Annotated in this window: 22 protein-coding genes; 14 read left to right on the forward strand and 8 right to left on the reverse strand. The window is 64.1% G+C overall.

The genetic code is table 11. The features are described from left to right. The first annotated feature begins 10 nt into the window (after positions 1–10). Entirely contained in the window at positions 11–718 is a 708-nt protein-coding gene (locus tag C9990_RS11560; protein ID WP_065901129.1) for a YebC/PmpR family DNA-binding transcriptional regulator, read from the forward strand. A gap of 85 nt (positions 719–803) precedes the next feature. Here the strand turns inward: C9990_RS11560 and C9990_RS11565 are convergent, their stop codons facing one another. Both C9990_RS11565 and zapE read right to left on the reverse strand, forming a co-directional pair. Further along, entirely contained in the window at positions 804–2,108 is a 1,305-nt protein-coding gene (locus tag C9990_RS11565; protein WP_106805634.1) for a protein kinase, read from the reverse strand. 39 nt (positions 2,109–2,147) lie between these two features. Then, positions 2,148–3,248, reverse strand: coding sequence for a cell division protein ZapE (gene zapE / locus C9990_RS11570; RefSeq protein ID WP_106803362.1), 1,101 nt, complete (start codon positions 3,246–3,248; stop codon positions 2,148–2,150). A gap of 199 nt (positions 3,249–3,447) precedes the next feature. On the opposite strand from zapE, the gene C9990_RS11575 reads away from it, so the two are divergent. The 8 genes from C9990_RS11575 (at position 3,448) to C9990_RS11610 (ending at position 10,214) form a co-directional block, all read left to right on the forward strand. Continuing rightward, on the forward strand, positions 3,448–3,711 hold the full coding sequence (locus C9990_RS11575) for a hypothetical protein (protein WP_106803363.1): 264 nt from the start codon (positions 3,448–3,450) through the stop codon (positions 3,709–3,711). A gap of 105 nt (positions 3,712–3,816) precedes the next feature. Next, positions 3,817–4,341 carry a spore coat U domain-containing protein gene (locus C9990_RS11580; RefSeq protein WP_065901124.1) on the forward strand — a complete coding sequence of 175 codons (525 nt, stop codon included), beginning with the start codon at positions 3,817–3,819 and terminating at the stop codon, positions 4,339–4,341. Positions 4,342–4,442: 101 nt separating this feature from the next. Beyond that, positions 4,443–4,967 (forward strand): spore coat U domain-containing protein, encoded by a 525-nt coding sequence (locus C9990_RS11585; RefSeq protein ID WP_065901122.1) that lies wholly within the window; start codon positions 4,443–4,445, stop codon positions 4,965–4,967. A 20-nt stretch (positions 4,968–4,987) separates the two neighbouring features. After that, positions 4,988–5,524: a spore coat protein U domain-containing protein gene (locus tag C9990_RS11590; protein WP_065901120.1), complete on the forward strand. Its 537-nt coding sequence runs from the start codon at positions 4,988–4,990 to the stop codon at positions 5,522–5,524. Positions 5,525–5,529: 5 nt separating this feature from the next. Further along, the gene (locus C9990_RS11595; protein ID WP_106803365.1) at positions 5,530–6,030 is read left to right on the forward strand and encodes a spore coat U domain-containing protein; all 501 of its coding nucleotides are present in this window, start codon (positions 5,530–5,532) and stop codon (positions 6,028–6,030) included. An 87-nt stretch (positions 6,031–6,117) separates the two neighbouring features. Beyond that, positions 6,118–6,855: a molecular chaperone gene (locus C9990_RS11600; RefSeq protein ID WP_106803366.1), complete on the forward strand. Its 738-nt coding sequence runs from the start codon at positions 6,118–6,120 to the stop codon at positions 6,853–6,855. 58 nt (positions 6,856–6,913) lie between these two features. Beyond that, a complete protein-coding gene (locus C9990_RS11605) occupies positions 6,914–9,223 on the forward strand; it encodes a fimbria/pilus outer membrane usher protein (protein ID WP_106803367.1) in 2,310 nt (769 codons plus the stop codon). 16 nt (positions 9,224–9,239) lie between these two features. Further along, positions 9,240–10,214, forward strand: coding sequence for a spore coat U domain-containing protein (locus tag C9990_RS11610; RefSeq protein ID WP_106803368.1), 975 nt, complete (start codon positions 9,240–9,242; stop codon positions 10,212–10,214). Here C9990_RS11610 and C9990_RS11615 read toward each other — a convergent pair. Continuing rightward, positions 10,211–10,948, reverse strand: coding sequence for an anti-sigma factor (locus C9990_RS11615; protein WP_106803369.1), 738 nt, complete (start codon positions 10,946–10,948; stop codon positions 10,211–10,213). The two genes, C9990_RS11610 and C9990_RS11615, sit on opposite strands and share 4 nt — an antisense overlap. Next, positions 10,945–11,451 carry an RNA polymerase sigma factor gene (locus C9990_RS11620; protein ID WP_106803370.1) on the reverse strand — a complete coding sequence of 169 codons (507 nt, stop codon included), beginning with the start codon at positions 11,449–11,451 and terminating at the stop codon, positions 10,945–10,947. The genes C9990_RS11615 and C9990_RS11620 overlap by 4 nt, the downstream gene beginning before the upstream one ends. A 198-nt stretch (positions 11,452–11,649) precedes the next feature. On the opposite strand from C9990_RS11620, the gene C9990_RS11625 reads away from it, so the two are divergent. From C9990_RS11625 to C9990_RS11640, 4 genes are all read left to right on the forward strand, one after another. Next, on the forward strand, positions 11,650–13,239 hold the full coding sequence (locus tag C9990_RS11625) for an amino acid adenylation domain-containing protein (RefSeq protein ID WP_106803371.1): 1,590 nt from the start codon (positions 11,650–11,652) through the stop codon (positions 13,237–13,239). Continuing rightward, a complete protein-coding gene (locus tag C9990_RS11630; RefSeq protein WP_106803372.1) occupies positions 13,232–14,518 on the forward strand; it encodes a hypothetical protein in 1,287 nt (428 codons plus the stop codon). The genes C9990_RS11625 and C9990_RS11630 overlap by 8 nt, the downstream gene beginning before the upstream one ends. Positions 14,519–14,642: 124 nt before the next feature. Beyond that, entirely contained in the window at positions 14,643–15,725 is a 1,083-nt protein-coding gene (locus tag C9990_RS11635) for a catalase family peroxidase (RefSeq protein WP_106803373.1), read from the forward strand. Continuing rightward, the gene (locus C9990_RS11640; RefSeq protein ID WP_106803374.1) at positions 15,722–16,261 is read left to right on the forward strand and encodes a cytochrome b; all 540 of its coding nucleotides are present in this window, start codon (positions 15,722–15,724) and stop codon (positions 16,259–16,261) included. The genes C9990_RS11635 and C9990_RS11640 overlap by 4 nt, the downstream gene beginning before the upstream one ends. Positions 16,262–16,327: 66 nt before the next feature. On the opposite strand, the gene C9990_RS11645 is transcribed toward C9990_RS11640, so the two are convergent. Together C9990_RS11645 and C9990_RS11650 are read right to left on the reverse strand one after the other, a co-directional pair. After that, positions 16,328–17,479, reverse strand: a complete 1,152-nt coding sequence (locus tag C9990_RS11645) for a M14-type cytosolic carboxypeptidase (protein WP_106803375.1) — start codon at positions 17,477–17,479, stop codon at positions 16,328–16,330. 465 nt (positions 17,480–17,944) lie between these two features. Then, the gene (locus C9990_RS11650) at positions 17,945–18,295 is read right to left on the reverse strand and encodes a DUF6124 family protein (protein WP_065901086.1); all 351 of its coding nucleotides are present in this window, start codon (positions 18,293–18,295) and stop codon (positions 17,945–17,947) included. Between the two features lie 131 nt (positions 18,296–18,426). On the opposite strand from C9990_RS11650, the gene C9990_RS11655 reads away from it, so the two are divergent. Next, positions 18,427–19,062 carry a LexA family transcriptional regulator gene (locus tag C9990_RS11655; RefSeq protein WP_106803376.1) on the forward strand — a complete coding sequence of 212 codons (636 nt, stop codon included), beginning with the start codon at positions 18,427–18,429 and terminating at the stop codon, positions 19,060–19,062. Here C9990_RS11655 and C9990_RS11660 read toward each other — a convergent pair. Both C9990_RS11660 and C9990_RS11665 read right to left on the reverse strand, forming a co-directional pair. Next, positions 19,059–20,984, reverse strand: a complete 1,926-nt coding sequence (locus C9990_RS11660) for an acetyl/propionyl/methylcrotonyl-CoA carboxylase subunit alpha (protein WP_106803377.1) — start codon at positions 20,982–20,984, stop codon at positions 19,059–19,061. The two genes, C9990_RS11655 and C9990_RS11660, sit on opposite strands and share 4 nt — an antisense overlap. Continuing rightward, positions 20,981–21,787 carry a gamma-carboxygeranoyl-CoA hydratase gene (locus C9990_RS11665; protein ID WP_065901076.1) on the reverse strand — a complete coding sequence of 269 codons (807 nt, stop codon included), beginning with the start codon at positions 21,785–21,787 and terminating at the stop codon, positions 20,981–20,983. Before C9990_RS11665 ends, C9990_RS11660 begins: the two co-directional genes overlap by 4 nt. Between the last annotated feature and the right edge of the window lies 1 nt (position 21,788).

Genomic DNA, 21,788 nt, shown 5'->3' on the forward strand with positions numbered 1-21,788 from the left:
AGAGTGAGTCATGGGCGCACAGTGGAAAGTCAAACATAAAGAAGCGGCAGCCAATGCCAAGGGCAAAATCTTCGGCAAGCTGGTGAAAGAAATCACCATCGCCGCCCGCAACGGCGCCGACACCGCGACCAACGCCCACCTGCGTCTGGTGGTGGAGCAGGCCAAAAAAGCCTCGATGCCCAAGGAAACCCTGGACCGCGCCATCAAGAAGGGCGCCGGTCTGCTCGGCGAAACCGTGCAGTACCACCGCGTGACCTACGAAGGGTTTGCCCCGCACCAGGTGCCGTTGATCGTCGAGTGCGTGACCGACAACATCAACCGTACCGTGGCGGAAATCCGCGTGGCCTTTCGCAAGGGTCAACTGGGGGCTTCCGGCTCCGTGGCCTGGGACTTCAACCACGTCGGCCTGATCGAAGCTTCGCCGGACAGCCCTGACGCTGACCCGGAAATGGCCGCGATTGAAGCCGGCGCACAGGATTTCGAAGACGGCGAGGAAGAGGGCACCACCCTGTTCATCACCGAGACCACCGACCTCGACGCCGTGCAGAAAGCGCTGCCGGAGCAGGGCTTCACCGTGTTGTCGGCCAAGCTGGGCTATATCTCCAAGAACCCGGTGACGGGTTTGAGCGATGAGCAGATGGCTGAAGTCGAAGCCTTCCTCGAAGGCCTGGACAACCATGACGACGTGCAGGATATGTTCGTCGGCCTGGCGGGCTGATACAGCGTGTTGAACCCCTCCCTGTAAGAGTCCGGCTTGCTGGCAATGGCCTGTTTGAGATGGCCATCGCCGGCAAGCCGGGCTCCTACAAGGTTTGCAGCGTGGCTTGTATCGCCTCGAAACCTGGCCGGGCGAGTACGTCGGGTTGGCAGCACTGCTCCCGCAAGCCTTCCAGCACCAGGCGTGTCGCCTCGCTCAACCCTTCGTCAACCCGCTCCAGCAACTCCCCCAGCAACACACCAAACGCGCGCACTTCAATGCGCTGCAACGCGCGAGTCTCCAGGGTGTCCGCCGTGGCATGGAATGACGCCGCGCCAAAGTCCCCGAGCAGGCAATCGCCCGCCGTATTCCACAGGATATTGTGGCCGTACAGGTCGCCATGGGTGATGCCGTGCCGGTGCAAGTGCGCGGCTACCGAGGCAATGCCGCGCGCCATGCGCAGCGCTACCTCGAGGCTGAAACGGGTGTCGGGTGCGTAGATGTCGCGGGTGCACGAGGCCAGGCTCGGCAGGGCGGCGAGGTTGCCGTAGCTCGGGTCGATCAGGTCCATCACCAGCGCGGCCTGGTCCTCGGGATGGCCACTCACGCGGCCCTGCACCTTGATCAGGTTGGGGTGCAGCCCGGCGGCGATGCAGGCCTGCATTTCGTGCAGCGGCGAGCCATCGCTGGTGATCGTGCCCTTGTACAGCTTGACGGCGACGGGCAGCGCCCGCGGTTTCCACAGCGCCTTGCGAATCACCCCGGAGGCACCTTCGCCGAGCACTTCGGCCAGTTCCAGTTCGGTCCAGGGAATGGTCGGCGTGGTGTCATCCGCGGCTATCTCCACGGCCATTTCCACTGGGTTGCCGGCATAGGCCAGCCAGGTCAGGCTCGGCAGCGTCAGCAACCATTCGGGCAGGCGCGTGAAGCGGTTGGACGCGATGCGCAGCAGTTCGAGGTTGTGGCAGTTGGCCAGGCTTGGCGGCAGGGCGCTCAACCGGTTACCGGCCAGCATCAGTTTTTGCAGCAGCGGCCGCGCGCCCAGCTCATCGGGCAATTGGTCGATGCAGTTGTCGGTGAGGATCAACCAGCGCAACAACGGTGGCAGCGCGGCGGCGGGCACGCGGCTGATGCGGTTGGCCTTGAAGCCGATCATGCTCAGCTTCGCGCACTGGCCAAGGCATTCCGGCAGGTCGGTAAAGGCGTTGTCCGAGCAGAACAGCACGCGCAGGTGCGGCAGGCGGTGCAGATCATCGGGCAAGCTGCTCAGGGCGTTGCCGCTGAGGTTGAGGATTTCCAGGGAGTCGGCCAGCGTGAAGATTTCCGGCGGGAATTCAGTCAGCCCGCAGGACAGGTCCAGGCGTGTAATACCGGCCAATTGGCCAGCCTTGAGTTGGGCGAGGGTATGCATGAACGGCGCGGTCACTCGGCAAAGGGACGTGGAGGTCGCTCATGATACCGGGTCGGGCAGGGCTTGCGGGTTGGCCTGCTGCAATTGGTTCAGGCGGCTGGCGGTGCGCGCAAGGTCGATGGCCTGGCCTGCCAGGCACTCGGCCAGCGGCCGTTCACCGATCAGGGTCAGGTGCTTGTCCTGGTCGTAGAGCACGTCCACCAGGTTGATGAAGCGCTGCTGCACGGCAATCGGACAATCGCCCAGTAGGGGCAGGCCGTCGATGATCCAGTCGTCGAAGTCTTTGCACAGCAGCAGGTAGTCCATCACCGCCGTGGGTTGCTCGCACAGGTCGTTGAAGGTGAAGGCGACGGTGCGCCCCTGGTGCCAGCGCACCCGTAATTGTCGGGTGCCGACCGCCAGCGTGAGCGCCGGGCAATCCACCGCCGGCACCCCGAACGCCGCACGCTGCGCCGGGCTGCCGGGCCAGATGAACGGCCCCTGGGTGAAGCGCTGCTGGCCGTGATTGTGTGGCAGGCCCCGGTAATCCTGGGGCGCGTTGACCTCCATGACGTCCATGCGCGCGCCGATCAGCTCGATCACCGGCTTGAAGCGCTGGTGATACAGCGGGTTGGGCAAGAGCCCTTCGGGCGGGTAATTGGAGGTCACCAGCACCACCACGCCGCGCTCGAACAAGGCCTTGAACAGGCGGGTGATGAGCATCGCGTCGCCGATATCGTGGACATGGAACTCGTCGAAACACAGCACGCGGCAGCCTTCGAGCAATTCATCCAGGGTGACCGCAAGGGCGTCGGGCTGCTGGCGATGGCGGAACATGCCTTGATGCAGGCGGGCGAAAAAGTCGTGGAAGTGCACCCGCTGCTTCTGCGCCAGGGGCAGCGCCTGGAAGAACCCATCGAGCAACCAGCTCTTGCCGCGCCCCACGGCGCCGTGCAAGTACAGGCTGCGCGGCGTGTGCTGCTGTTGCAGGGCAGCGGCTATCTGCGCCATGCGCTCGATGACCTGCTGCTGGCTCGGGCTCAGGGTGTAGCCCTGGCGCCGGGCCTTGCGCTGGAAGTACGTGGACACGTCATCGGACGTGGCGGGAGCGGCGGCAGGCTTGCCGAACAGTCGGCGCAGGGCAGGGGGAAGGACAGCCAAGGGCGAGGGTTCCGTGGGGTGAATGGCGTTAGGGTGCAGCGCTCGCGCTAATTTAACCAATACAAAATGTGGCGGCCAGCGATCTCAAAAAGAGACCGGTCACCGCGCGTCGGCTGAGCGCCGAAATCGATGCAGGCACATAGCCATCTCGGATATCCTTGGCGGCGTTTCCTACCTCGCGGTTTCCTCAAGGTCATTCATGTTCGTCATCCATCGCCTCTTGCTGGTCGTGGGCGCCTGCTGCCTGTGGGCGAGCCCTGCGCAGGCGGTGGTCAGCAGCGGGCAGATCAGCGCGCAGTTGGTGATCACTGCCGGCTGTGAAGTCAGCCCGGGCAGCGCTGCGAGCCGCCCGCTCGTGCGCTGTAGCACTGCCTCCGACAGCCCCACCGAATTTACCGTCAGCACTGAGCAGGCCCCCCAGGAAGATGGCAGCCCGCGCACCCTGGTGACGCTGAACTGGTAACAAACGTACAACATTTTTGACAGTCGTATTTCTGACGCGACTGGCAGCTTTGCCCTCCACTGCTAACCTGATCCTGGTACGCCATTCCTCAAAAGGATTGAGGCCGTGAATGGATCTATGGTTTTGGCCATCGTAGGCACGCTGTGCAGCGCGCAAGCGTTGGCCACACAATTGCAGGTGGAGGTGCGCGTCAATGTGATGCGTGGCTGCCAGTTGGTCGGTCTGACGCGTGACGCGGGGATCGAGCAGCTCGGTGTGCTCGATTTCGGCAGCACCGCCCGTCTCGACAACCCCGCCGGCCCCTTGAGCGCTGCGCTGACCAGCACGCGCCAGCCACGCCTGGAATGCAACCCCGACACCCCTTATCAAGTGCGTATCGACGGCGGCCTGCATGGTGGCATCGGCGAGGTGCGCTACCTGGCCGGCGAGCGGCATGCCTCGCCGATTCCCTATCGTCTTTACCGCGATGCCGCCCGACGCGTGGCATTGCCAGTCAATGAGACAGTGAGCGGCACGGTGCCCGACAGTGGCTCGGTGGAGTTGCCGCTGTATGCGCGCATCGAACCCCTGGCTCAAATCCCAGCAGTGAGTCGCTACAGCGACGTGGTGAAGGTCACGGTGACCTGGTAAGCATTTTTGTGCAGTGACTGCCGGGTGGACTCGGCAGGTAAAGGAATGTCGCCCAAGGTTGGGCGGCCAACTGGTTTTATCCTGATGGAAGTGGGATCGATATGAAGCACTTCACCTGTACCGCGCTGTTGCTCAGCCCCCTGTTGTTGGTTGCGGGGGATGCCGAGGCGGTCGTCACCGGCAGCATCCAGGCGCGGCTGGTGATCCTGCCGGCCTGCCAGGTGAGCGCCGGTGCCCAGGACCTGCCTGCCAACCTGGGCCAACTCGATTTCGGCAATCAGGGCCCGACCTGGACCCGCCCGCTCAACGCCAATGTCGAGGGCAATGGCGGGGCGCTGCAAGTCACCTGCAATGCCTCGGTGCGCGGCTTTACCGTGACCATCGACGGTGGCGTCAACGGTGATGGCACCACCCGGCGCCTGAGCAATGGCCGCCAGACCATTCCCTATCGACTCACGGCCGATGCCGCCGGGACGGACATCTATCGCATTGGCCAGCAACGCAATTTCGCCGTCAGCGCCGGCAGCCTGGGACCCATCCCGGTCTATGGCGCGGTGGTGGCGAATACCAGCGCACTTCCCGCCGGCACCTACCGCGACACCCTGACGGTCACGCTGGATTGGTAATTCAACAGAGGAAAAGCACCATGCAATCACTCGCTTTGCGTCTCGCTGTACCTGTTCTGGGCCTGGCCCTGGCCGCCGGTGCGCAGGCCGCCACCACCGTGACCGGGCAGATCAGCTCCAGCCTGATCCTGACCAGCAGTTGCCTGGTCAACGGCGGTGCGGGTACCACCAACCTGAACTTCGGTAGCCTGAACTTCGGCACCACCACCAGCCTGTTCACGCAGACCGGCACACAACTGGTGGCAGCCGGCGGCGGCGCGGTGTCGATCCAATGTTCGTCCGGCACCACGCCCACGGTGACCATCCAGGGCGGCCTGCACGACGGCCAGTCCACCGGCGGCACCCGCGCACTGTATGACGGCGTGGCCAACTTCGTGCCCTACGATCTCTACACCGACTCGGGCTTCAACAATCTCCTGGCGGCCAATGGCGTGATCAACCTGGCGGCCAGCACGGGCGCAGCGCAGACCATCAACCTGTGGGGCAAGGCGGTGGGTAAAGCCGGGCTGCCGGCGGGCACCTACACCGACACCATTGCCGTGCAATTGAGCTTCTGAGTGCGATGGCCCGGCATGGATGCGCCGCTGTGCTGCTGGCCTGTGCGTGCAGCGTGCCGCTGCCACTGGCGGCGGTCACCGGTACGAGTTTCCAGGTCAGCGCCAGCATCATTGCCGGCTGCCTGGTGGTAGGCGGTGGCAGCAATTACGGCAACCTCACGTACGGCAGCTATTCGGCGTTGTCCACCAGCACGGTGTCGACTGCGCTGGCCAGCAGCGTGCAGTTGCAATGCACGCCCGGCGTGACCCTGGCCATGAGCGTGGACGGTGGGCAGAACAACAGCAGCGGCCGGCACCTCAAGCTCAACAGCGGCACGGCGCAGGTGGCCTATCAGCTCTACCGCGATGCGGGGTTCAGCCAGGCGCTGGGGATCAGCCAGAGCGTGAATGTGGCCTACAGCAATGCGAACAACATCACGCTGCCGATCTACGGCCGGGTGGTGCTGCCGGGGAATCAGCCGGCGGGGACCTACAGCGATGTGGTGCAGGTCCAGCTGACCTTCTAGGGACATGTGAATTGAAGCGTTTTTCAATCTAAGGAGCAGAGCTTGCCTATATGTTTACCCACGTCCCTGCGTCAAGGGCTGCTGGCCATGGCCCTGCTGGGCGCAAGCCAGGTACAGGCTGCCAGCTCGGTGCTGATCTGGCCCATCGACCCGGTGCTGGAGGCTGACCAACAGGCCAGTGCACTGTGGTTGGAAAACCGTGGTACTGAAACCGCCAACCTGCAGGTCCGCGTGTTTGCCTGGCGCCAGAACGGCTTCGATGATCAGTACCAGAACCAGCGTGATGTGATCGGCAGCCCGCCGGTGGCCCGTATCGAACCGGGACAGAAGCAACTGGTGCGCCTGACCCGTACCAAGGACGTGCCACCGGGCCAGGAGTTGGCGTATCGCATCATCATCGATGAGATCCCCGCGCCCCGGCAGCCGGGCGCCGAGGATGGCAAGACGGCCGCGTCGATCCAGTTCCAGATGCGTTACTCGGTGCCGCTGTTCGCCTACGGCGCGGGGCTGTGGAGCAAGGAAGACCTGACGCGCCAGCGCGACCCCAAGGGCGCCGGCGTGCCGGACCTGACCTGGCGCAAAGTGGCCGAGGGCGGACGCTCCTATATCGAGATCCGCAACCGGGGCGCGGTACATGCACGGCTGACGGATGTGGCCGTGAAGCAAGGTGGCCAGAACCGGCCGGTGACCGAGGGCCTGATGGGCTACGTGTTGCCGGGCGCAACCATGCGCTGGCCAGTGCCGGAACCCTTGGCCAGTGGCCAGGAGTTACTGCTTAAAGTCAACGGTGCGCCGACGGTACAGAGCGTCAAGCCCGGCCCGTAAAAGACAGGGAGTGAGCTGAGTGTCGGCTCGTTGTATCCAAACAGTGCGATGGATCGCCATGGGGTGTTGCTGTCTGGTGTTTATCCCGCGGGTCGATGCCGGTGAGCTGCCGCCACCGCCCACCAGCCTGGAGGCCATGCCCGATGCCCAGCTGTACCTGCAATTGCTGGTCAACCAGATGGACACCGGCAAGGTCATCGTGGTCGAGCAACGGGCGGGGCAGCTGTACATGCCCGCCGCTGACCTGCAGGCGATCGGCATGAAACTGCCCGCCTCGGTGTCCGCCGAAGTGGCCCTGGACCAGTTGCCGGGGCTGCACAGCGAATACGACAGCCAGGGCCAGCGCCTGCTCTTGAGCGTGCCGCCGGACTGGCTGCCGGCGCAGTTCCTCGGCAACCGCAAGGCGTACCCGCGCACCGAGGCGATGACCAGCTTCGGCGCGATGCTCAACTATGACCTGTACCTGAACGACACCGATGAGGCCGGCACCTACCTCGCTGCCTGGAACGAAGTGCGGGTGTTCGACACCTGGGGCACCGTCTCCAACACCGGGCAATACCGCCGCAGTTTCGGCGCGAACACCGGCAATGGGCTGGACAACGGCTACCTGCGTTATGACACCACCTGGCGCTATTCGGACGATGAAAGCCTGTTGACCTACGAGGCCGGCGACCTGGTCAGCGGCGCTTTGCCGTGGAGCAATTCGGTACGCCTGGGCGGTGTGCAGCTGTCGCGCGATTTCGGCGTGCGCCCGGACCTGGTGACCTACCCCTTGCCGCAGTTCGCCGGCGAGGCGGCGGTGCCGTCTTCGGTGGACCTGTTTATCAATGGCTTCAAGTCGTCCAGCGACAACGTGCAGCCGGGGCCCTACACCCTGACCAATATCCCGTTCATCAACGGTGCGGGCGAGGCGGTGGTGGTGACCACCGATGCCCTTGGCCGGCAGGTGTCCACCACGGTACCGTTCTATGTCACCAGCAGCCTGCTGCAAAAGGGCCTGTCTGACTTCTCGGTGGCTGCCGGTACCCTGCGCCGCGACTACGCGCAGCAGGATTTTCGCTATGGCCAGGGTGTCACCTCCGGCAGCCTGCGGTATGGCGTCAGCGATGTGTTCACCCTGGAAAGCCACGCCGAAGCGTCCAATGACCTGACCCTGGGCGGCGTTGGCGGCAACGTGCGGCTCGGCTCGTTTGGCGTGCTCAACAGTGCGGTCAGCCAGAGCCGTTTCGACGGGCGCGAGGGCCAGCAAGTCAGCCTCGGCTATCAATACAGCAGCCAGCGCTACAGCCTCTCGTACCAACGGCTGGAACGGCATGCGCAGTATGCCGACCTCACCGTGATCGACTCGCCCTACATCAGTTTGAGCAAGCGCAGCGAGCAGGTCACTGCCAGCCTCAACCTCGACAGCTGGGGCAGCCTGGGCGCCGGTTATTTTGATATCCGCGCCGCCGATGATTCGCGCACGCGCTTGCTCAACCTGAGCTGGAACCGCCCGCTGTGGGGCAACAGCAGCTTTTACCTGTCGGCCAACCGCGAGATCGGCGACAGCAACTGGGCGGTGCAGGCCCAAGTCGTGATCCCGTTCGACCTCGATGGCAGCCTGAGCATGAGCATGGAGCGCAGCACCTCCGGCGAGAATCGCCAGCGGGTCAATTTCAGTCGTGCGGTGCCGGGCCCCGGCGGCGTGGGGTACAACCTCGGCTACGCACATGGCCAGGGCCCGGATTACCGCCAGGCCGATCTGACCTGGCGCCTGCAGTCGGTGCAATTGCAGGCCGGCGTCTACGGCAGCAGCGACGCCGAAACTCGCTGGGCCGACGCCAGCGGCTCGCTGGTGTGGATGGACAAGCATGTGTTTGCGGCCAACCGGATCAACGATGCCTTTGTGGTGGTGAGTACCGACGGCTACGCCAAGGTCCCGGTGCGTTATGAAAACCAACTGGTCGGCGAAACCGACCAGAGCGGCCGCCTGCTGGTGCCGTGGAGCAGCGGTTATTACCGCGGCAAATATGAAATCGACCCGCTGAACTTGCCGGCCAATGTGCTGAGCCCATCGGTGGAACAACGGGTGGCGGTGCGCCGCGGCAGCGGCTATCTGCTGGAGTTTCCGCTGACCCGGATCAACGCCGCCAGCATTGAACTGGTGGATGAACACAATACGCCGTTGCCGCTGGGCGCGACTGTGCTGCATGAGCAGAGCGGCGCGGCGGCAGTGGTGGGCTGGGATGGCCTGGTGTACCTCGACCGGTTGGCGGCGCAGAACACCCTGCGCGTGACCCTGGGCGGCGGCGCCAGTTGTCAGGTGCAGTTTGCCCTGCCGGAATCCAGCGAGCAGGTGCCGATGATCGGGCCATTGGTTTGTCGATAGACACAGGAGGTGTCGGGTGAAAGTGCGGGGTGTGGTAGCGGGGTTGGTGTTGAGCGGTTTGGCGTCCCAGGTTCAGGCATTGTGTTCGGTGGTGGCGACCAATGCGGCCGGGTTCGGCCCGGTGAGTTCGATCCTGGTGCGCACCACCACGCAATCTACTTCGACCACCAACGGCGGGTTGCGCTGTACCGGTTCGCTGTTGTCGCTGCTCACCACCAATGACCACTTCTACGCCACCATCACGTCCTCAACGGCCGGTATGGTCGGCCCCACCGGTGATGTGATCGGCTACAACCTGTACGCGACCAACAACACCGGTGCTGCGTATCTGATCACCCGCGGTGTCCAGTATGACTTCGCGCGCAACGGCATCATTGACCTGCTCGGCTTGTTGGGGGGCTCTACGCCCAAGACGGTGCCGCTGTACCTGGGGACGATTACCGGCAGTAACGTTGCGGCGGGGATCTATACCGAAACCCTGAGCATCTTCTGGGATTGGAGCTACTGCTCTGGCATTGGCGCGCTGGGCATCTGCCTCGGGCGCGATACCAATTCGGGGACGACCACCTTGACGGTGAACATGACCGTCACCAACGACTGCACGATCACCGCGCCGAATATCAGCTTCGGCGGCGCGCCGGTGGTGAGTGCCTTCGGCACGGTCAACCAGACCATCAACATTTCCTGCACCAAGGGCAGTGCCTACACGGTGGGGCTCGACCCGGGCCAGAACGCCAATGCCGGACGGCGGCGGATGGTTTCGGGGGCCAACTACCTGTCCTACGACATCTTCCAGAGTGCCGGCACCACCGTGTGGGGCAGTGTCGGCGCCGCGCGCCGCGCGAGTACCAGCGCCGAGGTCAACCCCGGCAATGGCATGGGCAGCAACGGTGCCCAGGTCTTCAACTACAACGCCAGGATCTACACCGACCAGACCACACCCCCGGCCGGCACCTATACGGATAACGTGATCCTCGACGTCGGTTTCTAGAACTTCAGCATCGGCGGCGCGGGCTGGTCCGTCGGGCTGACCACTGCGTAGTTATAGCCGGCGCCGGACCAGTACTGCGCCTGCAGCCCATCCGCGCTGCGGCTGCCACGCGGCAAGAAACCGTTTTCCGGACCCGGTGGGCGAATATAAAAACTGATACGCCGGCCTTGCGCGTCCTGGTACAGCACCATGGCCGCCGCGCCTTGCTCGGTGGTAAGCAAGCGCCCGCTGACGGGGGTGAAGCCTGCGGCGCTCAAGTCGGGCAGGCGGTGGGCCTGGTTGAAGTAGCGGTCCAGCCAGGCCTGCATGTTGCCGCCGTCCTGGACGTTATAGTCGGCGGGCATGATGCCGTCCTGGGCAAACAGACGGAACGCCTGCATCGCATCGGCCATCGGCAGCAGCGGCGGCTGGGTGGCTTCGCGCGCCTGCCAGCCGCCGACCCCGCCGAGGCTGACGGCCACCAGCAGCACCGCCGCTGTGGCCCAATGGCGGCGCGAGCGCTGCTGGATGCGCTGGCGGATCAGCGCGGGGTCCAGGTCAGGGTTGGCCGGCTGTTGCAGGGCCCCGCCGAGGGACGCGCGCAGCAATTGCGCATCCTGTTGCCAGGCGTGGACCTGGGCCGCGACGTCGGGGTGTGCCGCCAGCCAGGTTTCAAGGACACGGCGATCGCTCTCCAAGAGCTGGTGATCGACGTAGGCGTGCAAATCGCGTTCGCTGGGGGGCAGGCTGATCATTTGAGTCTCCGCAGGGAAGGGCTGGCTATTTCACCATCACTGAGTTGGCGCAGGGCCTGGCGCGCGCGGGACAGGCGCGACATCACCGTGCCGACTGGCACGTCGAGAATCTCGGCGACCTCCTTGTAGCTCAAGCCCTCCACCGACACCCACAACAGCAGGGCGCGCTGTTCGGTGTTGAGTTGATCGAAGGCTTGCAGGGTCGACTGGGCAATGACCGTGCGCTCCACCGACGGCTGCGCATCATCCCGACCGGTAAAGAACTCCAGCATGCGGGCGTAACGCCGGGTGCGCCGATGCGCATCGAGAAACTGCCGATAGAGGATCGAAAACAGCCACGCCCGCACGTCGCCTTCGAGGCGCTTGTCGGCCCAGCGGGTGATCGCCCGTTCCAGGGTCGACTGCACCAGGTCGTCGGCGCTGCTGGCGTTACGGGTCAGGGACACGGCAAAACGCCGCAACCTGGGGATGAGTTCACGTAACTGTTCGTCGAGTGCATGCATGGGAATGGGAGTCTAGCCGGTTGTGCTGAGGTAGACGCCGGCCGCTGTAGGTTATTCCATCCGCGTGCGAAAGAATCTTGCGCTATGTGGTTTATACGTTTCGGTATTGTTCGTAGGCCTGTAATCGCGGGCACTGCCCTCTCTCCACCCTTGTATCTGTCGGCACTCAGTCGGCAGTTAACCGCAGAGGGTGTGTCCATGACGTTTTCACCACAGGATAAATCGCAATTTTGCCGACAGGCGCTTGTGCACTGGCCCGTCGCACAGCAGGACCTGTTTGAACGCTGGGCGCGCGGCCCGTCGGCCCCACCGGGACATGGCTGTGTGCACCACGCTATCGAAAGGCAGGCGGCGCTGGCGCCCGACGCCACGGCCGCCGTGTGCCAGGGGCAGCGCATCAGCTACGCGCAACTTGACCGGCAGGCCAATCGGTTGGCCATGCGTTTGATCGAGCAGGGGGTGAAACGCGGTGACACGGTGGCGCTGTTCGTCGAGCGCTCGATCCCGATGCTGGTAGGGTTGCTGGCGGTGATGAAGGTCGGCGCGGCGTATGTGCCGCAAGACGCCAGGATCGTGCCGCCGATGCAATTGGCGATGGTCCTTGAAGCGTTGTCCAGCCGGCTGATCCTGACCCTGTCGCCACTGCTGGAGCGCCTGCCCGAGACGCACGCGTCGCAGTGCCTGTGCCTCGATGAGTTCCTGGCCGAAGTCCCCTGGATCGCCCAGGACAATCAGCCGGTGTGCGCTGTCGTCGACCCTGCCGACCTGTGTTTTGTGCTGTTTACCTCGGGCACCACCGGGCGCCCCAACGGCGTCCGTGTCAGCCATCGCAATCTGTGCAACATTCTGCTCACCGAGCCTGGGCGGATGGGCATGGCGCCGGGGCGCACGGTGGGGCAGATCCTCAATATCGGCTTTGACATGGCTGCCTGGGAAATCCTCGGCTGCCTGGCCCATGGCGCGACGCTGATGATTCGCGGCAAGCACATCGCACCAACGGCGGCGCAGTGTGACGTGCTGATCGCAACGCCGTCGATATTGGCCACCCTCGAGCCTCGGCAGTGCCCTCTCCTGAAGGTGGTTGCGGTGGCAGGCGAGCCTTGTCCGCAAAGCCTGGCCGACCACTGGGCGGGCCACTGCGACTTCTACAACGGCTGTGGACCCACCGAAACCACCATCGTCAATACGCTGCACCGGCATGTGCCCGGCACGTTGGTGACCATTGGCCAGCCCACGCCCAATAACACGGTGTATGTCCTTGACGCTCAGGGGCAGGCCTGTGCACTGGGCGAGATCGGTGAAATGTGGGCCGGCGGTGCCGGTGTGACAGCAGGCTACCTGGGCAATCCCGAGCTGACCGCGCAGCGCTATCGGCCGGACCCTTTTATCGGTGCCGGCGCGCTGATGTTCCGCACCCGCGACCTTGGCCGCTGGACCCGCGACGGGCAGCTCGAACACCTCGGGCGGGTGGATGACCAGGTCAAGGTGCGTGGGTTTCGCGTGGAGCTGGACGCGGTGTCCGCCACGCTGGAAGCCGGCGCAGGTTGCACGCGGGCGGTCACGCTGAAACTCGATGACCGCCACCTGGTGGCGTTCGTGTCACCGGCCAGCGTCGATATCGATGCCTGCCGCCGGCACTGCGAGCAGCGCCTGGCCTATTACTGCGTGCCGTCGCGAATCTACGCGCTGGATCAGTTGCCGCTGACGAGCCGCGGCAAGGTGGATAAGGCGCTGCTGCTGCAATGGGCGCGTCAACGCCAGGCCGTGAAGGAGACCGGCGATGCTTGATGCCCTGACCCAGGCCGTTGTAACGCCCAAGGCGCGGTTATGGCGAAGGCTCGCCGCGCAGCCATTGTTTTCCTATTACCACCGCCTGTTTGCCCTGGTGATGCTCGCCAATGCCCTTGTTGTCTGGCTAGGGCCTGGCGTGCAGGCCATGGGCGTGGACACGCTGTCGAGCATGGTCTTGATCAACCTCTCGCTGGCCACGCTGATCCGTCAGCAGTACGTGATCAATGCGCTGTTCTGGTGCGTGACGCGGGTGCCGACCCGCTGGCCGCTGTGGTTGCGTCGGCGTGTGGCGAAGGTTTACCACGTGGGTGGGCTGCACAGTGGCGCCGCGGTGGCGGCGACGGGCTGGTTCGCTGCCTTGTTCGGGGTGCAGGTCTTGCAGCAGCTGCGCGAGCCGGGCAGCGTGTCGGCCGTCTGGCTGTGGCTGAGCGCTGTGCTGATGACCTTGCTGCTAGTGATGGTCGCCATGGCGCTGCCGTGGGTGCGAGGGCGCTTCCACAATGGCTTCGAACGTGTGCACCGCTTTGCCGGCTGGAGTGTATTGCTGCTGTTCTGGGGACTGGCGTGGCAGGCCTCTACCGAACAGCAGGCCAGTGGCACGTTCTGGATGCTGGGGCTACTCAGCCTGAGCATTGCCCTGCCATGGCTGCGCCTGCGCAGAGTACCGGTCGACAGTTTGCGGCCATCCCGGCATGTGGCCATTGTGCGCTTCATCCACACCACGCCGTTTACCGGCTCCTCCACCAGCATCAGCCTGAACCCGCTGTTGGAATGGCATTCGTTCGCCAATATTCCTGCGCCGGGCGAGCTCGGGTTTCGGCTGATCATTTCGCGGGCGGGGGATTGGACGGGCCGGTTCATCGAGCACTTGCCGTCACATGTGTGGGTCAAGGGAATCACCACGGCCGGCGTGGCGAATGTCGAGACGCTGTTCAAATCGGTGCTGTACGTCGCCACCGGCAGCGGCATCGGCCCGGTGCTCCCGCATTTGCTGGCGGGCAACGTGCCTGTGCGGTTGCTCTGGTCGGCACGCAGCCCGCGACAGACCTACGGTGATGCACTGATCGACGAAATCCTGCGGGCCGAGCCCGACGCGTTGATCTGGGACACCGATGCGCGCGGTCAACCGGACCTTGTGCAACTGGCCTGCGCCGTGGTGCACACCTATGACGTGGAGGCGGTGATTTGCATCGCCAACCAGCACCTGACCCGTCGCGTGGTGCAGGCGCTGGAAGCCAGGGGCATCCCAGCCTATGGCGCGATCTGGGATTCCTGAATCCACGCGCGATACCCCGGCAGTGCATCTGCTTTGAAAAAAACTACAGTGAACAGGGAATAAACCTACATGGGATTCGTCTCATAGCACTTTTCCCCTGCGGCCATGTGCCCTGGAGCTTTTCATGGTAGATCACTCATCACCGCCGAAACCGCCACTCAGCCGCGCCAGCCTGGTTCTCAGGCTGGCGTGTATTGGTGGCGTGGTGGCGGTTATGGTCGGGGCATTTGCCTACGTCAATGGCACCCTCGACCCACAACGCCTGCGGCCGAAAACCCTGGTCAATGCTCTCGAAACCAACAACGGCGTGCACCCCGGATTCCGGCGTAACCACGCCAAGGGCATCTGCGTGGCGGGCTACTTCGAAAGCAGCGCCGAGGCCCGTGCCTATTCCAGCGCCCAGGTGTTCAACGCGGACAAGACCCCGGTGGTCGGCCGCTTCGCCTTGCCCAGCGGCAACCCGTATGCGCCGGACAGCAGCGTGCCGATCCGCAGTTTCGCCGTGCAGTTCAGCCAGGCCAACGGCCAGCAATGGCGCACCGGGATGAACAGCATGCCGGTGTTCCCGGTGGGCACGCCCGAGGCGTTCTACCAGATGCTCAAGGCGGGCGCGCCCGACCCGGCCACCGGCAAGCCGAACCCGGCGAACATGCCGGCGTTTTTCGCCGCGCATCCGGAGACGGCGGCGTTCCTGGCGTGGGTCAAGACGGCCAAGCCTTCGGCCAGCTATGCCACCGAAACCTACAACGGCATCAATGCGTTTTATCTGGTGAGCGCGCAGGGCAAGCGCCAGGCGGTGCGTTGGGGCGTGGTGCCGCAGAGCCAGGATGCGCCGGGGGATAGCGCGCCGGCAGGTAACGATTTCCTCGAGAAAGACTTGGTGCAACGCCTGGCTGCCGGGCCGTTGCGCTGGCAGTTGAACATGACGCTGGCCAACCCCGGCGACCCGCTGGACGATGCCAGCAAAACCTGGACCGGCGAACATACCGTGCTGAATGCCGGCACCCTGGTGTTGCAGAGCAGCCAGGCGCAGGCGGACGGCGATTGCCGTGACATCAACTTTGATCCGTTGGTGTTGCCCAGCGGTATCGAAGCCTCCAACGACCCATTACTGGCCGCCCGGTCGGCGGCGTACGCCAGCTCGTACCTGCGCCGCGCCGGTGAAGTCAGCCCGCTGCACAGTGCCCCTCAGGAGTCGAAGCCATGAATGCCCAACCACGGTTTTTCGCGCCCCTGACGCGCCTGCTGCACTGGCTGATGGCGCTGATGGTGATCGCCATGCTGTTTATCGGCGCGGGGATGGTGGCCTCGGTTTCAGAGCGGCATGAGTGGCTGATTCACCTGCACAAGCCGCTGGGTATCGCGATCCTGGCATTGGTGATCGTGCGGCTGGTGGTGCGCTTTTCCACGCGTCAACCGCCATTGCCCGCCGACTTGCCGCTGTGGCAGGTGCTGGCGGCCAAAGCCTCTCACGTGGTGTTGTATGCGTTGATGCTGGTGTTGCCGCTGCTGGGCTGGGCGATGATTTCGGCGGCGGGCGATCCGGTGATGCTCGGCAGCGAGGTGCAATTGCCGGCACTGGTCGGCGCGAACGCGCCGCTGTTTGCGCTGTTGCGCAAGGCCCACGGGTTTCTGGCTTATCTGCTGTTCCTGACGGTGCTGTTGCACCTGGCGGCAGCGTTGTTCCATGGGCTGATTCGGCGTGACGGTGTGCTGCAAAGCATGACCGGCACCCGGGACTGATGCCGTGGCTTGCCGGCGATGCGTGCTGAACCACGCGACCGCCGGCAAGCCTGGCTCCTGCGCGGGTTAGCGCAGGGTGCCGACGATATCGGCCACGGTGCTCAACACATCCTTACCCAACTGTATCGAACGTTTGCCCGACCAGCCGGTGTGCGGGTTGGGGGCGTCGTCGTTGTCCTTGAAGGGCATTTCCAGGGTCAGTGACAGGCAGTCGTATTTCTCGCCGACCGCGTTACAGGCCAGGGTCATGTTGGCCTCGCCCGGCAGGTCGCGGGTGTAGCCGTGAACGGTCTGGAAGTCGCGGGTCAGGGCGCTCAAGTGGCTGCGGAAGTGTTTTTCCAGGGCTTCGATGCGCGGGGTGTAGCCGGGGTTGCCTTCGCAACCGGCGGTAAACACATAGGGGATTTCTTCGTCGCCGTGGATATCCAGGAACAGGTCGACGCCGTATTTTTCCATCTGCTGCTGCACGAACAGCACTTCCGGGCTGAGTTCCTGGCTGGCGCTCTGCCAGGCCCGATTGAGGTCCTGGCCCATGGCGTTGGTGCGCAGGTGGCCGTGGAAGGCGCCGTCCGGGTTCATGTTGGGCACCAGGTACAGGTCGGCCACCGCCAGCAGTTTTTTCAGCTCGGCGTCCCCGTCCTGCTGCAGGCGTTCGATGATGCCTTCCATAAACCATTCGGCCATGTGCTCACCAGGGTGCTGCTGGGCAATGATCCAGACCTTGCGTCGGCCTTCGCCGCCCTTGCCGCGACGCAGCAAGGGGATATCACGACCTTCGACACTTTTGCCGGTGGCCAGCAATTGGGTGCCCGCACGGCTCAGGGCCTGGGCGATCAGCCCGTCATGGCGTTCACGGCTGTAGGGCTCGAAGTAGGCAATCCAGGCGTGCTTCTCGCGCGTCTCGAGGCTGATGTGCAGGATCTCGCCGTCAAAGCGTGTGGGCACACGGAACCAGTTGATATGGTCGTAGGAGGCCACCGCGTTGTAGCCGCTCCACGCATGGTGGTAGGACGACTTGCCGGCGTTGCTCAGGCGGAACGTGTGGGTGTGGCCCACGTGCATGCCTTCGGCCTTGAAGTGGAACCACTGGAAATGTTGGCTGCGCGTATCCGGGTTGATCGCCAACAGCAACTGGTAGGCATCGCTGGCGTCGAGCACCTGGATATTGCCACTGTCGAAGTCGGTGCTGATCTTGATGGAGGTCAAGGCCACGGTCATAGTCTGGTTGCCTGAGTATGAGTGTTGTGGCGGCTATCTTACACACGAGTCTGGTAAAGACTGGACGCAAAATTGTTGCGGAGGAGGGGGGGCGTCGTCCCTGACGCCGCCGCAGCTTAGAATCTATGAGATTGATTCTCAAGCGCTATTTCGCAGAGAACTGGGCTAGAGCGCTCGCACGGCTTTCTTTTGACGATGGTCTTTTGCTACCATGCGCGCCATCGAGCAACACACAGTCTTCATTAGCCTGAAGCCATGCCAGGAAAACTGGCAAAAAAAAGACCCGGCCAAAGAGCCGGGTCAAAAACCGTGATTAGCCTGATGAGGAGATATTCCAAGAGTCCGACCTAAGGTCCCTTGGTCTATCGACTGATCTCGCGATCAGCTGGGTCCAATAATAATCATTATCATTTGCAAGTCAAATGTTTTTATCCGTGTGATAGAAATATTTTTCCTTCGCGCCGCTTATGCGCTCGCCTGAGCGTCAGGCGCTTGCAGTGATCGCTCCACCATCGCCTTCGCCATATCAATCAAATACACCACTGAAAAGGCCAGGTCGCGTTGGTTGCCCTGATGGCTGCTCGCTGATTCGTAGGCGGTGGCCGCGGCACTGCGCAACAGGTCCGAGGCGTGCACCAGGGCCTCCTCCTGGCTGATGCCCGGCTTGATGGCGAAGAACGTCCCGTCCGGGGTTGGCGTCGACATATTTTCTTTCAAGTAAAAGTCCAATGCGCGCTGTGCTGCGCCGCTGCTGCGCAGGTCGTGCAAGTCGGCATTTTCGCAAGGGTCAGGCAGGAGATACGGGCTCGTCGTCATAAGGGCGGTGCTCTGGGGTGAGTGTCTAAAACCTTGAGTTCGATGATAGTACGTATCGTATTCATGTCGTTTTATGGATTACTACAAACTGTTTATTGCCCTGGAAAATCCGTGACGTATCGTCTGGCGCCATGGATAACTGGATAGCGTTGGTCAAGGCCAACATGGAAGACCGCAAGGTCACGCAGGTCGAACTCGCCGAGCGCTTGGGCATGTCCCAGGGCGGGATCGGGCATTGGCTCAACAAGCGCCGGGTACCGAGCCTGGCGGACATGAACCGGGTGCTCGAAGAGCTGGGGCTGGGGTACCTGGAAGTGGTGCTGCAGATCCGCGAAAAGACCGCCGGGGACCGAGCTGCGCCGCCCCGCTACAACCCGTATTTCCGCTACCCGGTCAGCGACTGGAAAGGCCTGTGCGAACTGCGCGAAGAGCGCCCGGCCTATGGCGCCGCCCGCTTCGAGCTGACCGATTACCACGCCCGTGGCGAGGCCTTCTGGCTGCCGGTCAGCGGCGACGCAATGACCGCGCCCAGCGGTCTCAGCATCGGCGCCGGGTCAATGATCCTGGTCGACCCGGCGTTGGCGGCCGAACCGGGCAAACTGGTGGTTGCCCAATGGGCCGGCCATCCCCAGGCGACCTTCCGCCAACTGCTCGAGGAGAGCGGCCAGCGGTACCTGGTGCCGCTCAACCCCACCTACCCGAAACAGTTGCTCACCGACGCGTGTCGCATCCTGGGCGTCGTCGTGCAGGCCACGGCGAAGTTCTAGCCCGCCGCGTCGAGTTCCACCAACGCCGCGCCCTCGGCAACCATTTCGCCTTCCTGGCAGAACAGCGCCTTGACCACCCCGGCCTGGGGCGCACGGATGCTGTGCTCCATCTTCATGGCTTCCAGCACCACCAACTGCGTGCCGGCCTCCACCGTTTGGCCAACATCCACCAGCACCCGCACGATGCTGCCATTCATCGGCGCCGTCAGGCCGCCCTGATGCGACTGGTTGGCGTCGACCGCAGCAATCGGATCGAACAGGCTCACGCCGTGCACCTCACCGTCCCAGCGCAGGAACACAGTGTCTCCGCTGCGAACTGCGAGATGCGCGCGACGCACGCCCTGGTGCTCGGTCAGCAACTGCTCGCCGTGCAACTGCGCGGCATCTGCCGCCAGCGTGACCAGCCGATCCTGCCCATTGCAGCTCAAGTGCAGCGACACCTCGGCCGGCAAGCCGAGGCGCAGGCCACGGTTGTCCGCCCAAGGCCCGTCAGCCGCCGGCAAGCTGTGCATGACGGCCGCACCTGCAGCCTGCCAGAACGCGTCGCTCAAGGCGCCGGGCACCGGCAGCAACTCCTCCTGATAGCGCGCAATGAACCCGGTATCCAGCTCGGCGGCGGCAAATGCCGGATGGCCGATAATGCGCCGCAGGAAGCTCAGGTTGGTCTTCAGCCCGCCGACGGCAAACTCATCGAGCATGCTCGACAGGCGCAGCCGCGCCTGTTCACGGTTCTCGCCCCAGGCAATCAACTTGCCGAGCATCGGGTCATAGAACGGCGAGACGTTGTCGCCCTGTTCGACGCCGCTGTCCACTCGGCGGCCCGGGCCAGGGGCCGATTCGCGGTACAGCGCCAGGTGCCCGGTGGCGGGCAGGAAATCATTCACCGGGTCCTCGGCATACAGGCGCACTTCAATCGCATGGCCGATCAGCGGCACTTGTTCCTGCGTGATCGGCAGCGCCTCGCCCTGGGCGACACGAATCTGCCAGGCCACCAGGTCCAGGCCGGTAATCGCTTCCGTGACCGGATGCTCCACCTGCAGCCGCGTGTTCATCTCCATGAAGAAGAAGTCGCCACGCGCATCCAGCAAGAACTCCACGGTGCCCGCGCCGACATAGCCGATGGCCTGGGCCGCGCGCACCGCCGCCTCACCCATCGCCCGGCGTTGTTCAACGCTCAGGCCGGGTGCCGGCGCTTCTTCGACGACTTTCTGGTGGCGCCGCTGGATCGAGCAATCGCGTTCATTGAGGTACAGGCAATGCCCATGCTGGTCGGCAAACACCTGGATTTCCACATGGCGCGGCTTGAGCAGGTATTTCTCTACCAGCATTTGCGCGTTGCCGAACGACGACAGCGCCTCACGCTGGGCAGACGCCAGGGCTTCGGCCAATTGGCTGACGTCCTCGACCACCTTCATGCCCTTGCCGCCACCGCCGGCGGTAGCCTTGAGCAGCACGGGATAGCCAATGCGTTCGCAGGCGGCGCGAAAGGTGTCGAGGTCCTGGGCTTCGCCGTGATAACCGGGCACCAACGGCACGCCGGCTGTTTCCATCAGGGCCTTGGCCGCCGACTTGCTGCCCATGGCGTCGATGGCCGAGGCGGGCGGGCCGAGGAATATCAAGCCAGCGGCTTCGATCGCACGGGCAAAGCCGGCATTTTCCGACAGGAAGCCGTAGCCCGGATGGATCGCCTGGGCGCCGCTGGCCTGGGCGGCGGCGATCAGTTTGTCGATCTGCAGGTAGCTCTCGGTGGCCTTGCTGCCACCCAGGTCGACACGTATATCGGCTTCGCGGCTGTGCCGCGCATCGCGGTCGATGGCGCTGTGCACGGCGACGGTGGTCAGGCCCATGGCCTTGGCAGTGCGCATCACCCGGCAGGCAATTTCGCCACGGTTGGCCACCAGCACGGTGGTCAATGTGCTCATGAACGCGGCTCCTGTGCCTGCCAGCCTGGCTGACGTTTTTGCAGGAAGGCACGCAAGCCTTCCTGGCCTTCGGCGCTGACACGGATACGCGCAATGGCATTTTCGCAATAGCGGCGCAGGGCCGGGGTCAGTGCACCGTTGCCGACCTCGCGCAGCAGGTCCTTGCTGGCGCGCATCGCCGCCGGGCTGTTCTGCAGCAGGTTGGCGATCCACTGTTCCACTTGCCCGTCGAGTTCGCCGAGGGGATAGCTTTCCGCCAACAGGCCGATTTCCCGCGCGCGCTGGCCGCCAAAACGTTCGGCAGTCAGGGCATAGCGGCGCGCAGCACGCTCGCCAATGGCCTGGACCACAAACGGGCTGATCACTGCCGGTGCCAGGCCGATGCGCACTTCGGACAGGCAGAACTGCGCGTCGTCGGCGCCGATGGCCATGTCGCAGCAACTGATCAACCCCAGCGCGCCGCCATAGGCCGCGCCTTGCACGACTGCCAGGGTCGGGATTTTCAGCTTGGCCAGGTTGTACATCAATTCCGCCAGCTCGCGGGCGTCGTCCAGGTTGGTGTGATAATCCAGCTCGGCCGACTGCTGCATCCAGGCCAGGTCGGCGCCGGCGCTGAAGTGCTTGCCGCGCCCGCGCAGGACCAGGAAACGCAGGGACGCATCTGCCTGGACCTGGTCGAGGGCGATGATCAGCTCGCGGATCATCTCGGCATTGAACGCGTTGTTCTTGGCTTCACGACTGAGCCACAGCGTGGCAAATCCACGGCTGTCGGTGATCAGTTCGAGGGTGTTGAAGTCGCTCATG

The sequence above is a fragment of the Pseudomonas sp. S5D5 genome (genome assembly GCF_003013355.1).
In the GTDB taxonomy this organism is placed as follows: domain Bacteria; phylum Pseudomonadota; class Gammaproteobacteria; order Pseudomonadales; family Pseudomonadaceae; genus Aquipseudomonas; species Aquipseudomonas aylmerensis.

Excerpts from the sequence above, each read along its gene's own strand:
- C9990_RS11560 (WP_065901129.1), top strand. The coding sequence starts at position 11 with ATGGGCGCACAGTGGAAAGTCAAACATAAAGAAGCGGCAGCCAATGCC.
- C9990_RS11565 (WP_106805634.1), bottom strand. The coding sequence starts at position 2,108 with ATGCATACCCTCGCCCAACTCAAGGCTGGCCAATTGGCCGGTATTACA.
- C9990_RS11575 (WP_106803363.1), top strand. The coding sequence starts at position 3,448 with ATGTTCGTCATCCATCGCCTCTTGCTGGTCGTGGGCGCCTGCTGCCTG.
- C9990_RS11585 (WP_065901122.1), top strand. The coding sequence starts at position 4,443 with ATGAAGCACTTCACCTGTACCGCGCTGTTGCTCAGCCCCCTGTTGTTG.
- C9990_RS11590 (WP_065901120.1), top strand. The coding sequence starts at position 4,988 with ATGCAATCACTCGCTTTGCGTCTCGCTGTACCTGTTCTGGGCCTGGCC.
- C9990_RS11595 (WP_106803365.1), top strand. The coding sequence starts at position 5,530 with ATGGCCCGGCATGGATGCGCCGCTGTGCTGCTGGCCTGTGCGTGCAGC.
- C9990_RS11600 (WP_106803366.1), top strand. The coding sequence starts at position 6,118 with ATGGCCCTGCTGGGCGCAAGCCAGGTACAGGCTGCCAGCTCGGTGCTG.
- C9990_RS11605 (WP_106803367.1), top strand. The coding sequence starts at position 6,914 with ATGGGGTGTTGCTGTCTGGTGTTTATCCCGCGGGTCGATGCCGGTGAG.
- C9990_RS11615 (WP_106803369.1), bottom strand. The coding sequence starts at position 10,948 with ATGATCAGCCTGCCCCCCAGCGAACGCGATTTGCACGCCTACGTCGAT.
- C9990_RS11620 (WP_106803370.1), bottom strand. The coding sequence starts at position 11,451 with ATGCATGCACTCGACGAACAGTTACGTGAACTCATCCCCAGGTTGCGG.
- C9990_RS11625 (WP_106803371.1), top strand. The coding sequence starts at position 11,650 with ATGACGTTTTCACCACAGGATAAATCGCAATTTTGCCGACAGGCGCTT.
- C9990_RS11630 (WP_106803372.1), top strand. The coding sequence starts at position 13,232 with ATGCTTGATGCCCTGACCCAGGCCGTTGTAACGCCCAAGGCGCGGTTA.
- C9990_RS11635 (WP_106803373.1), top strand. The coding sequence starts at position 14,643 with ATGGTAGATCACTCATCACCGCCGAAACCGCCACTCAGCCGCGCCAGC.
- C9990_RS11640 (WP_106803374.1), top strand. The coding sequence starts at position 15,722 with ATGAATGCCCAACCACGGTTTTTCGCGCCCCTGACGCGCCTGCTGCAC.
- C9990_RS11645 (WP_106803375.1), bottom strand. The coding sequence starts at position 17,479 with ATGACCGTGGCCTTGACCTCCATCAAGATCAGCACCGACTTCGACAGT.
- C9990_RS11650 (WP_065901086.1), bottom strand. The coding sequence starts at position 18,295 with ATGACGACGAGCCCGTATCTCCTGCCTGACCCTTGCGAAAATGCCGAC.
- C9990_RS11655 (WP_106803376.1), top strand. The coding sequence starts at position 18,427 with ATGGATAACTGGATAGCGTTGGTCAAGGCCAACATGGAAGACCGCAAG.
- C9990_RS11660 (WP_106803377.1), bottom strand. The coding sequence starts at position 20,984 with ATGAGCACATTGACCACCGTGCTGGTGGCCAACCGTGGCGAAATTGCC.
- C9990_RS11665 (WP_065901076.1), bottom strand. The coding sequence starts at position 21,787 with ATGAGCGACTTCAACACCCTCGAACTGATCACCGACAGCCGTGGATTT.